Here is an 11,504-nt window from a genome sequence, read left to right as displayed (position 1 = left end):
TCTTTGCTTATCTGCGGGGACTATCTGCGGGCCAATCTTGTGGGCTTGCCGATCGGTGACGGCCCCAGGTCTTCCTCATCGGTCGATCGTCTGCGTCAAACCATGCCCACCCTGCCGGGGCAAGCGGCTTTCGCCCCCAAAGCGCCTCTGCCAAAGGCTGGCAGGGGCCAATAAGGACCAAGAGAGCAGACCCCGAGGCGCAAGACGCTCTTGTAACTCGGCACGCAGTGATTAGAATAGGGGCCTGATACGGAATTCGATGGCGGCCGCAGGATCTGGGGCCGCTTTTAGCTTGGAAAGGCAACAGATGTCCTGGACAGACGAGCGCGTCGAACTGCTCAAGAAAATGTGGGGCGAAGGGCAATCTGCAAGCCAGATCGCCAAGGAACTGGGCGGCGTGACCCGCAACGCCGTGATTGGCAAGGTGCATCGCCTGGGACTGTCCAACCGCAACAGCGGTACGGCCAAACCCGCCGCCGAGCCCAAGGAAAAACCCGCCGCGGCACCAAAACCGGCGCCCGCCGCAGCTGCGGCCGCACCGGCCAAGCCCAAGCCGCAGCCCAAGACCGAACCGGCCCGCCCGGTGACGCCTGAGCCTGCGGCCTCTGCCGAAGGTCGCCCGGCCACGCCAGCACGCCGCCAGATCATTCCGGCCGGCCAGCCGCTGCCGCCGCAGCCCTCGGCCAATGAAATCAGCCCTGAAGCGCTGGCCAAGGTCAACGAGATCGAGAAGAAAGCCAAGAAGCTGGGCCTGATGGAACTGACCGAGCGGACGTGCAAATGGCCCGTGGGTGATCCCGCGACCGAGGATTTCTGGTTCTGCGGCCTGCCTGTTCAGCAGGGCAAACCCTATTGCGAAGCCCATGTCGGCGTGGCGTTCCAGCCGATGAGCGCACGCCGCGACCGTAAACGGTAAACTGCGGGCTGTCGCCGGGCTGCCCAGGCGACTGCCCTGAGGCCATGAGCCGCTGGAAATCAGAATACATAAAAAAGCGCCTCGGATTGCTCCGGGGCGCTGTTTTCTTTAGGCGCTGCCGTTTGGGGAGGGTGCAGGGCGCAAACCCTGCCCTCTCCTTAACGGATCGCAAGGATCAACCCTGTTCCGGGGCAGAGGACGTGAAGTTCGGGATCACATTCTTGGAGGCGTCCGCCGGTTCAATTTCGGGCCAGTTGCCCTGAGCGAGGTTGATATTGCCGGGAATATCCTCTTCCCAGAAGCCAACAACGTTTTTGGTGATGTTGAGATACAGCTTGTCATCCACGATGCGCCACAGGTTTGGATTGCCCGGAACCTTGCCGCCCTTGGAGACGCCATAGGCGCAGTGGCCGTCATATTGCGGCGCGTAATAGTCAGGGTTGGCGGCAAACTTGTCGCGGTTCTCTGCGCTGGAGAAGGCGAAGGTGGCGCCGTTATGATCAGCCGTGTAGGCCGCATTGCCCGGTACCGCTGCGGGTTGGGCGCTGCCAACGGGGTTCTGCGCCAGATCGCGGTAGGCCACCACGTCATAGCCGGAGACCGCAAAGCCGGTGCTGTCGATATATTGATCCCCGGCAAACGCAGGCAGACCAAAAGAGGCAGCGGCAAGGGCGGCAAAGAGAACGCGTTTCATAGACTATCCTTTCAAGGGCATGGGTCGAAGGACCCCCAGGCAAAACTGGACGCCGACCATAACAGCCGGGCTGGCTAGACAATATTCAGATCCGCCGCGATGCGAAGGGGGGCTCACGTCCCTGTGTCCGATACGGAGCCGCTGTGATCAGAGGCGCATGTTTTGTTACAGGCTGGCTCTGGATGGGAATATTTGCCGTGGCATCATGACATCAACGCCGCCTACTCTGCCCGGGGGGTGGTCAACAAAAAGTGTAGGCCGCAGACCTTCCAGTCATTGGAATTTTGCGCGGCCTGCTTATGTTTTGCACAATGCCGCGTCGCCCCCTGCATCGGAGCGGCGCAACATGACCGCCTGACACATTCAAAAACCGTTTCAAAACAAGGCCAACAGATGAGTGACACAACTTACACCCCGCCAAAAGTCTGGACCTGGGAGCAGGAAAGCGGTGGCCGCTTTGCCTCGATCAACCGCCCTATTGCCGGGGCCACCCATGACAAAGAGCTGCCGGTGGGGGAACATCCCTATCAGCTCTATTCGCTGGCCACACCCAACGGGGTGAAGGTCACGGTGATGCTGGAGGAGCTGCTGGCCGCCGGCCACAGTGGCGCCGAATATGACGCCTGGCTAATCAATATCGGTGAGGGGGATCAGTTCGGATCCGGTTTCGTCGAGGTCAATCCCAACTCCAAGATCCCGGCGCTGATGGACCGCAGCGGCGATGCACCGGTGCGGGTGTTTGAATCCGGCTCAATCCTGATGCATCTGGCGGAAAAATTCGACGCCTTCCTGCCCAAGGAGGGAGCCGCCCGCGCCGAGGTGATGAACTGGCTGTTCTGGCAGATGGGCAGCGCGCCGTATCTGGGCGGCGGTTTTGGCCATTTCTATGCCTATGCGCCGGAGAAATACGAATATCCGATCAATCGCTTCTCGATGGAGGCCAAACGCCAGTTGGATGTGCTGGACCGGCAACTGGCCGACAACCGCTATATCGCTGGAGATGACTACTCCATCGCCGATATGGCGATCTGGGCCTGGTATGGACAACTGGTGCTGGGTCGTCTTTATGAGGCGGCAGAATTCCTGGATGTGGAAAGCTACACCCATGTGCTGCGTTGGGCCAAGGAGATCGACGCGCGTCCGGCGGTATCGCGCGGGCGGATGGTCAATCGGGCCTTTGGCGAGCTGCACACCCAGCTGCGCGAACGCCATTATGCGTCGGATTTCGACACCAAGACGCAGGACAAGCTGGAACCGGCAGAAGCCGACAGCTGATCGTCGGGCGGGGGCCGGCCCCGCCTGCCACCACTGCTGAAGACACTGGACATCGCGGCGCCTAACCGGGCCGCGATGTTTCTGTTTGAGACCCGCAGACCTGCCGCCTTAGCTGAGCCGGGGCGGGTTTTCAGGATCACGTCCGGGGGCGGAGGGCACGGACGGGGCTGCCGGTTGCGGCAGATCGAACCGCAGCCCGGCCTGCGCCAGTCGCGCCGCCATGGCATCGCTGCTGGCAAAGAAGCCGACATCCAGCGCGCCCGCCTCAACCCCGGAGAAAGTCAGCGCCTCTCCCACCGCCTTGGCCAGTGCGGATTGCGCGGCCTCCTTTGCGTCAACGAAGCCCAGCAGATGGCCCTGCCCGCCGCCACGGTAGTGCAGACCGACAAGATAGGCGGACTGTGCAAGACCCACCGCAGTGGCCAGCTTGGTGTCCAGCGCAGTAATCAACATCTCCGGCAGGCCCTTGGGGGCGGTGATCGCCTCAATCTCAGCATCAACCTCGGCCGGGGTCTGGCCCAGAGTGTCATGCAACCAGGCTACGGCCTCCGCCGGGATCAGGATCGCAGACGGCGCCACATCAAGGTTAACGCCAAGGCCAATCGTGGCCCCTGCCCCCTGCCCCGCCAGCATCTGCACCACGACCCGACCCGACAGAGCCGCATAAGGAACGATGCGCCCGGCGAATTCTGCCAGCCGGTCCTCGCGATCAAAAACCAGCGCAAAGGTGCCATCTGCGGTCTCAAACAACTCGGGCGCAATGGTGTCGCCCTCGGGCTCTTTGGTCAGCAGCAGGAATAACTCACTATCCGCCAGCCGCTCATAGAACCGCAGGCGGGCCGCGTCGTCCTGAGGCGCTGCCAGCATTGCGGCGTGGCTGTGATCCAGAGGGGTGGCGTCGGTCATGTTATCAGCTCCTGAACCCGGGCGCGCAGGACCGGCAGCAGATCGGTCTCGAACCAGGGATTACGTTTCAGCCATGCGGTATTGCGCCAGGACGGATGAGGCAAGGGAAACTCCTGCGGCGCGTGGTCCCGCCAGCCTTCAACCCGCGCCTGCACCGACTGTTTGCCGCCCAGATGATAGCTGTGGGCATAGCCGCCGACCAGCACGCGCAGGCCGATATTGGGCAAGGTGTCCATCACCCGGTCATGCCAGGTGGTGCGGCAGATCGCAGGCGGTGGCAGATCTGCCTTTTTCGCGGAATACCCGGGAAAACAAAACGCCATGGGCACGATCGCCACCAGCGACTGGTCGTAGAATTGCGCCTCACTCAGGCCCAGCCACTCACGCAGGCGATCCCCGGAAGGATCGGTGAAAGGACGACCGCTGTCGTGGACCCGCGCGCCCGGCGCCTGACCGGCGATCAGAATACGCGCCGCGCTGTCGAACCAGACAACAGGGCGCGGGCTGTGCCGGGTCACGGTTGCGGCAAACCGCCCCGCACAGAGGCGGCACGCGCGAATCTCCTGCCTCAGATCCTCGGTTGTGGTCATCCCTGCCCCCTGCTATCTGCCCGCCCGCAGCATCATGGCACCCTGCCCGTTCGCCCGCCAGTCCGCCTGCCGTGCAGCCTGCGAGGACACCGCCATTTGATCAAAGCCGCGTCATCTGGTTAACGGAACGTTGATAAATCCCATACCAATTGGACATAATATGGTCCAAATAGCAGCCTACATCGTTAACACAAATCTGTTAGTGCAGACATAAGGCCGCCGGGATCCGCCTGGCGCATCATGAGGACCAGAGGCTCCTGAACGGGGTCGAGAGCAGCACCGGAACACGCGATGCTTGAGTTTGAAAACGTGAGCAAGTCCTTCTGGACCGGCACCCAGCGCAAGGTGATCCTTGACCGGGTGTCCTTTCGCGTTGACCTCGGCAAATCGATGGGGGTGTTGGCCCCCAATGGCACCGGCAAGACCACGTTGATCAACATGATGGCCGGGCTGGAAAAACCCGATGAGGGCGAAATTCGTCGCGGCTGCCGGATCTCGTTTCCATTGGGGTTCATGGGCGGGGTGATCAACCGCCTGTCAGCGATGGCCAATGCCCGCTATATCGCCAATCTCTACGGGCTGGATCCCGATTATGTCGAAGCCTATTGCCGCTGGCTCTGCGGCTTGGGAGAGTATTTTGACCAGCCCGTCGGCACCTATTCCTCCGGTATGCGGGCACGGTTCAGTTTTGCGCTGATGCTGGCGCTGGATTTTGATATCTTCCTCATCGACGAGGGGATGCCCAGCACCACCGATGTGGAATTCAACAAGAAAGCCGGGTCAATCCTGCAGGAACGGCTTGAGACCACCACCATCATTATGGTGTCGCACCAGCCCAAGACGCTGGAGAAATTTGTCCGTTCTGCGGCTGTTCTGGTGGATGGCCAGTTGCATATGTTTGAAACCTTGGAAGAAGCGAAACAGCTCTATGACTACCAAACCCAAGGCTAAGAAATTCCGGGTCCGCCGCAGTGGTGGCGCCGCAGCACAGCCCGCTGCCGCACGTCCGGTGCCACCGCCAAGCGCTGTTGACGCGCCCCAGGCTGCTCCGCCCGTGGCATCGGCGGCAGCCGCAGGCAAGACTGGTGCCGGAGCGACACGTGCCGGGGCATCTGGCGGCGCCGGAACGTCGCCTGCCGATGAGGCCATTTCCATCAGGGAGCCATCAAAGGCCAAGAACGGTAAACCCTCCACTGATCTGGATGAGATCCGCAAGGAGGGGCTGACCGGGCGTCAGCTGCGGCTGGCCCGCCGGATCGCGCAGAAAAACAATCTGCCCGCCACCTCCGATTTTGACGCCGTGCGCCAGTTGCGGCTGAAGGGGATCGACCCGTTTCAGCGCGCCAATATGCTGGAGCTGGTGGTACAGCCCAACACGGCCCACCCCGCTGGCGCCCCGCAGGCGCCGGGCAGTGTGCAACTGCCGCAGACAGTGCCGTCCGACAAGGTGTCACTGCCCGCAACAGAGCTGAGCCCGACAGAGCGACGCAACCGCGAAATTCAGCAAATTCAACGCGATATCGCCCGTCGCCGCCGTCGAAAGCTCTTACTGCTCGGTGCGAGGTTGGCGTTTTTCGTGATGCTGCCAACTGCGCTTACGGGCTACTATTTCTATGGTGTTGCGACGCCGATGTATGCCGCGAAATCAGAATTTCTGGTGCTCAAGGCCGACAGCGCCGGCAGTGGCGGTGGCCTCGGCGGGTTGTTGAGTGGCACGCAGTTTGCCACCAGTCAGGATTCGATCGCGGTGCAGAGTTACCTGCAATCGAAGGAGGCGATGCTGCGGCTGGACCGGGAGGTCGGGTTCAAATCCCATTTCACGCAGGAGTGGATCGACCCGATCCAGCGGCTGGAAGACAACCCCACCAATGAGGAAGCCTACAAGACCTATTCGCGCAACGTGAAGATTGGATATGATCCGACGGAGGGCGTTGTCCGCATGGAGGTCACCGCCGCCGACCCGCAGGTCTCGGCCGAGTTTTCACAAAAGCTGATCAGCTATGCGCAGGAAAAGGTGAACCAGTTGTCGGTGCAGAAACGCTCCGATCAGGTGGGCGATGCCGAAACCGCGCTGGAGATGGCCGAGGACAAACGTCGCAATGCGCAGGAACGGTTGGTGCGGTTGCAACAACGCGGCACCGTGCTTGATCCAGAAGGCGTGATCATGTCGTTACGCTCGCAGATCAGCACCTTTGAGCTGCAGCGTCAGGAAAAGGAGCTGGAACTGGCCGCCCTGCTGGACAATGCCCGCCCCAATCAGGCCAAGGTGGATGGCGCGCGCGCCGACATCGCGCGACTGAACAGCCTCATTCAGCGGTTGAACGATCGCATGATCGACGCCTCGGCCGGCGAAAACTCGCTTGCCAGCCTGACGGTGCAGATCCAGATGGCGCAGGCCGATCTGGCGACGCGCGATATGATGCTGCAATCGGCGCTGCAACAAGTGGAGCAGACCCGCATGGAGGCAAACCGCCAGGTGCGCTATCTGACGACAGCGGTGGAACCCGTTCCAAGTGAGGAAGCGTCCTATCCCCGCCGATTTGAAAATACGATTTTGGCATTCCTGATCTTTTCCGGTATCTACCTGATGTGCTCGCTTACTGCGTCCATCCTCCGAGAACAGGTTTCGTCATAACGCCATGAAAAATATCTCCGTCGCCGACCTCAGCATCGGCAATGACCGCCCGCTGACCCTCATTGCCGGCCCTTGCCAGCTGGAAAGCCTGGATCACGCGCGTATGATCGCGGGTCAGATGAAAGAGGCCTGCGCCAAATATGGCGCGCAATATGTCTTCAAGGCGTCCTACGATAAGGCCAATCGCACCTCGCTCTCCGGCAAACGTGGGCTGGGCGTGGATGAGGGGCTGAAGGTCCTGCAGACAATCGCGAAGGAATTCGATGTTCCGGTGCTGACCGATGTCCACACCGAGGCGCAATGTGCAGTCGCAGCTGAGGCGGTGGATATTCTGCAGATCCCTGCCTTCCTGTGCCGCCAGACCGATATGCTGCTGGCCGCGGGCAAGACCGGCAAGGCCGTGAACATCAAGAAGGGTCAGTTTTTGGCGCCCTGGGACATGGCCAATGTGGTCGCCAAGGTGGAAAGCACTGGCAACACCAATATCCTTCTGACCGAACGTGGCACCTCCTTTGGCTATAACACGCTGGTGGCAGACATGCGGTCCCTGCCGCAGATGGCCAAAGGTGGCTATCCGGTGGTGATGGATGCAACCCATTCCGTGCAGCAGCCCGGCGGCAAGGGCGGCTCCACCGGCGGACAGCGCGAGTTTGCGCCGCTGATGGCGCGGGCGGCGGTGTCGCTTGGTATCGCCTCGGTCTTCATTGAAACCCACGAAGATCCGGACAATGCCCCCAGCGACGGGCCGAACATGATCTATCTGGACCAGATGCCAAAACTGATCGAGACGCTGATGCGCTTTGATGCGCTGGCCAAGGCCGACCCTATCCGCATCTGATCTACAAGAGAGCGTAATCCCATGACCAAACCCATCCCCGAGGTGCGCCCGAACACCTGGAGCTTTCTGCGCGATCCGATGATCACGCCCACCGGTTTTCGCGAATATGACGCGCGCTGGAAATACCCTGAGGAAATCAACCTGCCCGGCATGACCGCGCTGGGGCTGGGACTGGGCACCCAGATGCACAAGCGTGGCATCCCGCCGGTGATCGCAGTGGCGAATGATTACCGCGACTATTCGGTCGCCATCAAACACGCGCTGATCATCGGCCTGATGCAGGCGGGTATCGAAGTGCGCGATATCGGCCCGGCCCTGTCACCCATGGCCTATTTCGCCCAGTTCCATCTGGATGTGCCTGCCGTCGCCATGGTCACCGCCAGCCACAACCCCAACGGCTGGACCGGGGTCAAGATGGGCTTTGAACGCCCGCTGACCCACGGCCCGGACGAAATGGGTGAGCTGCGGGACATTGTCCTGAATGGTGAGGGTGTCGCCCGTCCCGGCGGTTCTTATCAGTTCGTGGATGGCGTGAAAGAGGCCTATCTCGATGATCTGGTCGGCGATTTCAAAATGTCCCGCCCGCTGAAGGTGGTCTGCGCCACCGGCAATGGCACCGCCTCAGCCTTTGCGCCGGAGCTGTTCGAACGGATGGGCGTTGAGGTCGTCGATAGCCACAATGCGCTGGACTATACCTTCCCACACTACAACCCGAACCCCGAAGCCATGGAAATGCTGCACGATATGTCCGCCAGCGTGAAGGCCTCTGGCGCCGATATGGCGCTTGGCTTTGATGGCGATGGCGATCGTTGCGGCGTGGTGGATGATGAGGGCGAAGAGATCTTTGCCGATAAGGTTGGCGTCATCATGGCGCGGGATCTGAGCAAGCTTTACCCGAATTCGACCTTTGTCGCAGATGTGAAATCCACCGGGCTGTTTGCCTCTGATCCCGAGCTGAAGGCCAATGGCGTGACGGCGGACTATTGGAAAACCGGTCACAGCCACATGAAACGGCGGGTGAAGGAGATCGGCGCGCTGGCGGGATTTGAAAAGTCCGGCCACTATTTCCTCGCTGAACCTGTGGGCCGGGGCTATGACTGCGGCATGCGGGTCGCGGTCGAGATCTGCAAGCTGATGGACCGCAACCCGGACAAGAGCATGTCCGACCTCAGGAAAGCGCTGCCCAAGACCTGGGCGACCCCAACCATGTCGCCCTATTGCGCCGACACCGAGAAATACACCGTGCTGGAGCGCCTGGTGGCAAAGCTGGTCGCCAAGGCTAAGGCGGGTGAGACGCTGGCAGACCGCCCCATCAAGGAGGTCGTCACCGTGAATGGGGCGCGTGTGATCCTTGATAATGGGTCGTGGGGGTTGGTGCGGGCATCGTCTAATACGCCCAACCTCGTCGTGGTTTGCGAAAGCAGCGAGAGCGAGGCGGAACTGCGCCAGATCTTTGCCGAGATTGACGCAGTGATCCGCACCGAACCGCTGGTCGGTGACTATGATCAAACTTTTTGATCACTCCGACAGCTGACATAGAGACGCCCGCCTTTGGCGGGCGTTTTCTGTTGTAGGGCACTGTGGGATCTGGCCACTAGAGTCTGGTGGCTGGATCAATCGCCGCCGAGAAGCCGCAGCAGCTGATCCTTGGCCTCTTTCTCAATCCGGTCGCGGATGGCGTCATTGATGTCCTGCTCTGGCGCGATCTCTGTATCCAGCTCTTCGCTCAGCTTCTCGCGCAGGCGATCCTTGGCCTGTTGTTCCACCGCGTCGATTTCCGGCTCCAGCGCACGTTTCAGATCCGGACGGATCTTGGGGTCGCTCCATGGGCCGGTGATGGCCACGGGGATCGACAGACGGGTGCTGCCATCGCCACGTTGCAGGCTGGGGGTAAAGAGATAGTCCAGATCCTGCGCCCCGAGTCCGATGCGTCCCTCCCCCTCGGCCCGCAAGCCGCGCAGGGTCAGGAGCAGATCGTTATTGGTCAGATTGCCACCTTCCATCGAGTAGCTGGCGGTCAGCTGATCAAACACCGTGCTACCACCGTTGCCACTGCCGCTGCGCATCAGCTGTTCCAGGTCAAACCCGGTAAAGAAGCCCTTACCGACCTCCAGCCACCCCTTGCCGCTAAGCGAAGACATGATCTCTGCCACCGAATTGCCGACGCCCAGATACTCGAGCTCGCCCAAAGCCTCGCCATTTAGGCGGTCATAGCCCATGGTCTGCCCCAGCGCCTGTTCCAGTCGGATATTCTGAAAGCTCAGCTTCCCGCCCACCGACAGACCATTGCGATTGTTGACCACCACTTGCCCCTGCAACTGGCCGTCAAACACGGTGGCAGGTTGGAATTTCAGAACCGCACGGGAGTTGTCCAGTGACAGGTCAAGCTTGCTCGGCCCCAGCCGGACCGATCCGGTCTCGACCCCTTGAACATCCAAGGCAATTTCGGTGTTCAAGGCAGCCAGCCAGCCAAAGTCCATACGCTCACGCGACCAGCCATCGTTGACCGGATCGTCCCCGGTCCCAGCCGCTGCGGCGGCGGGCAGATCAGTGTCACCGGAGGGCAGCAATGCCGACAGGTCCAACTGGCCACCGCTCAGCCGCGCGGTCACTTTGGGTACATCGCCAAGGGTGACATCCGCAGCACCACGCAGCTTGTTGGCATCGGCTTCCAGCGTCAGATCGCGCAGCGCCAAACGTCCATCAGTGGTGTAGGTGACGTCAGAACCAAACAGCCAGGTCTTCACCGCTGGGACCTCGATCCCCTGCGCTGCACCCAGAACTGCCAGGCTGCGCGCCAGATCGGTGCTTTTGCCGGTCATCCGTCCGGTTGCGGCACCGGCGGTATTCGCCCGGCCATCAAAACGCAGGACTGTATCCGCTGCCGTCACAGTTGCCCCAACAGAGGACACCTGCCCCGCCAGAAACGCTTCAAACGTGCCGATCTCAGCTTCGATCTGCACCGGATCGCCAGCTGGCCGCAGGGTGATCTCGGCAACCACAGTGCCTGTGGGATCCGGCCATTGCAGCGCCAGGTCGATCTGTTTCATTTCAACCGGTGTCTCGCCATGGGGGGCGTAGCGCAATGTGGCTCCGGTGAGGTTCAGCGCCTCAATGCTGACCGGCAGGCTGTCCATACTGCCGGGTGTGGCTGGCACGGCCTTGGTCTCGCCGTCACTGGCGGGATCCAACACCCAGTTGCCGGTGCCATCCGCGCGCGTGCTGAGATTGAGTTGCGGCAATACCGCTGAGAGTTCGGTCACCCGGACCTTGCCTGCGATCAGATCCGCCGCCGCGACACCGATGGTCAGCCGCTCCGCGGTCAACATTGGCTCTGGTCCGGCCCAGGGGGCGTTGGACAGCGCCACCCGGTCCGCCTTCACCCCCAGCGTCGGCCAGAGCGTATAGCCGACACGACCACCAAAGGTCACTGTGCGCCCGGTCTGTTTCTCGATCTGGGCGGCGGCCAGCTGGGCCAGTTTCTCCCCCGGCAGCAGCAGCAGCGCGCCCAACAGCAGCACCATGGCCACCACCAGCGCTATTACAACCCGGATTATCAGCTTCATCACCGCACCTCTTGCCTTGCCCCCTGTTCCCGCGGGGTTTTGCGCAGCTTACCGCCTGCGAGGCCGGGCGCAATAAAGGATGTG

10 protein-coding genes are annotated in these 11,504 nt (G+C 61.5%); 6 read left to right on the top strand and 4 right to left on the bottom strand.

The window, feature by feature from the left end:
* Positions 1-307: 307 nt before the first annotated feature.
* Positions 308-916, top strand: coding sequence for a GcrA family cell cycle regulator (locus INHI_RS0104115; RefSeq protein WP_027246824.1), 609 nt, complete (start codon positions 308-310; stop codon positions 914-916).
* A gap of 175 nt (positions 917-1,091) precedes the next feature.
* Here the strand turns inward: INHI_RS0104115 and INHI_RS0104110 are convergent, their stop codons facing one another.
* Positions 1,092-1,610 (bottom strand): YHS domain-containing (seleno)protein, encoded by a 519-nt coding sequence (locus INHI_RS0104110; RefSeq protein ID WP_014880701.1) that lies wholly within the window; start codon positions 1,608-1,610, stop codon positions 1,092-1,094.
* Between the two features lie 393 nt (positions 1,611-2,003).
* Here INHI_RS0104110 and yghU point away from each other — a divergent pair, with 393 nt between their 5' ends.
* Positions 2,004-2,885: a glutathione-dependent disulfide-bond oxidoreductase gene (gene yghU, locus INHI_RS0104105; RefSeq protein WP_014880702.1), complete on the top strand. Its 882-nt coding sequence runs from the start codon at positions 2,004-2,006 to the stop codon at positions 2,883-2,885.
* Between the two features lie 108 nt (positions 2,886-2,993).
* Here the strand turns inward: yghU and INHI_RS0104100 are convergent, their stop codons facing one another.
* A complete protein-coding gene (locus INHI_RS0104100) occupies positions 2,994-3,791 on the bottom strand; it encodes an SseB family protein (RefSeq protein WP_027246823.1) in 798 nt (265 codons plus the stop codon).
* Entirely contained in the window at positions 3,788-4,381 is a 594-nt protein-coding gene (locus INHI_RS0104095) for a uracil-DNA glycosylase family protein (protein ID WP_027246822.1), read from the bottom strand. Before INHI_RS0104095 ends, INHI_RS0104100 begins: the two co-directional genes overlap by 4 nt.
* A 291-nt stretch (positions 4,382-4,672) precedes the next feature.
* Here INHI_RS0104095 and INHI_RS0104090 point away from each other — a divergent pair, with 291 nt between their 5' ends.
* Genes INHI_RS0104090 through INHI_RS0104075 form a run of 4 tightly spaced genes read left to right on the top strand, consistent with a single transcriptional unit; the run spans position 4,673 to position 9,372 of the window.
* Positions 4,673-5,332, top strand: a complete 660-nt coding sequence (locus INHI_RS0104090) for an ABC transporter ATP-binding protein (RefSeq protein WP_014875338.1) — start codon at positions 4,673-4,675, stop codon at positions 5,330-5,332.
* Complete coding sequence (locus tag INHI_RS0104085; protein WP_027246821.1) at positions 5,310-7,016, top strand: KpsE/RkpR family capsule polysaccharide export protein; 1,707 nt, start codon at positions 5,310-5,312, stop codon at positions 7,014-7,016. The genes INHI_RS0104090 and INHI_RS0104085 overlap by 23 nt, the downstream gene beginning before the upstream one ends.
* A gap of 4 nt (positions 7,017-7,020) precedes the next feature.
* Entirely contained in the window at positions 7,021-7,854 is an 834-nt protein-coding gene (gene kdsA, locus INHI_RS0104080) for a 3-deoxy-8-phosphooctulonate synthase (RefSeq protein WP_027246820.1), read from the top strand.
* Between the two features lie 21 nt (positions 7,855-7,875).
* Positions 7,876-9,372 carry a phosphomannomutase/phosphoglucomutase gene (locus tag INHI_RS0104075; RefSeq protein WP_027246819.1) on the top strand — a complete coding sequence of 499 codons (1,497 nt, stop codon included), beginning with the start codon at positions 7,876-7,878 and terminating at the stop codon, positions 9,370-9,372.
* 95 nt (positions 9,373-9,467) lie between these two features.
* Here the strand turns inward: INHI_RS0104075 and INHI_RS0104070 are convergent, their stop codons facing one another.
* Positions 9,468-11,420: an AsmA family protein gene (locus INHI_RS0104070; protein ID WP_027246818.1), complete on the bottom strand. Its 1,953-nt coding sequence runs from the start codon at positions 11,418-11,420 to the stop codon at positions 9,468-9,470.
* Positions 11,421-11,504: the final 84 nt, after the last annotated feature.

The organism is Phaeobacter inhibens DSM 16374, assembly GCF_000473105.1.
Taxonomy (GTDB): domain Bacteria; phylum Pseudomonadota; class Alphaproteobacteria; order Rhodobacterales; family Rhodobacteraceae; genus Phaeobacter; species Phaeobacter inhibens.
Note: the sequence above shows the minus strand (reverse complement) of the source record. Positions and strands in the feature narration are given on the sequence as shown.

Excerpts from the sequence above, each read along its gene's own strand:
- INHI_RS0104115 (WP_027246824.1), top strand. The coding sequence starts at position 308 with ATGTCCTGGACAGACGAGCGCGTCGAACTGCTCAAGAAAATGTGGGGC.
- INHI_RS0104110 (WP_014880701.1), bottom strand. The coding sequence starts at position 1,610 with ATGAAACGCGTTCTCTTTGCCGCCCTTGCCGCTGCCTCTTTTGGTCTG.
- yghU (WP_014880702.1), top strand. The coding sequence starts at position 2,004 with ATGAGTGACACAACTTACACCCCGCCAAAAGTCTGGACCTGGGAGCAG.
- INHI_RS0104100 (WP_027246823.1), bottom strand. The coding sequence starts at position 3,791 with ATGACCGACGCCACCCCTCTGGATCACAGCCACGCCGCAATGCTGGCA.
- INHI_RS0104095 (WP_027246822.1), bottom strand. The coding sequence starts at position 4,381 with ATGACCACAACCGAGGATCTGAGGCAGGAGATTCGCGCGTGCCGCCTC.
- INHI_RS0104090 (WP_014875338.1), top strand. The coding sequence starts at position 4,673 with ATGCTTGAGTTTGAAAACGTGAGCAAGTCCTTCTGGACCGGCACCCAG.
- INHI_RS0104085 (WP_027246821.1), top strand. The coding sequence starts at position 5,310 with ATGACTACCAAACCCAAGGCTAAGAAATTCCGGGTCCGCCGCAGTGGT.
- kdsA (WP_027246820.1), top strand. The coding sequence starts at position 7,021 with ATGAAAAATATCTCCGTCGCCGACCTCAGCATCGGCAATGACCGCCCG.
- INHI_RS0104075 (WP_027246819.1), top strand. The coding sequence starts at position 7,876 with ATGACCAAACCCATCCCCGAGGTGCGCCCGAACACCTGGAGCTTTCTG.
- INHI_RS0104070 (WP_027246818.1), bottom strand. The coding sequence starts at position 11,420 with ATGAAGCTGATAATCCGGGTTGTAATAGCGCTGGTGGTGGCCATGGTG.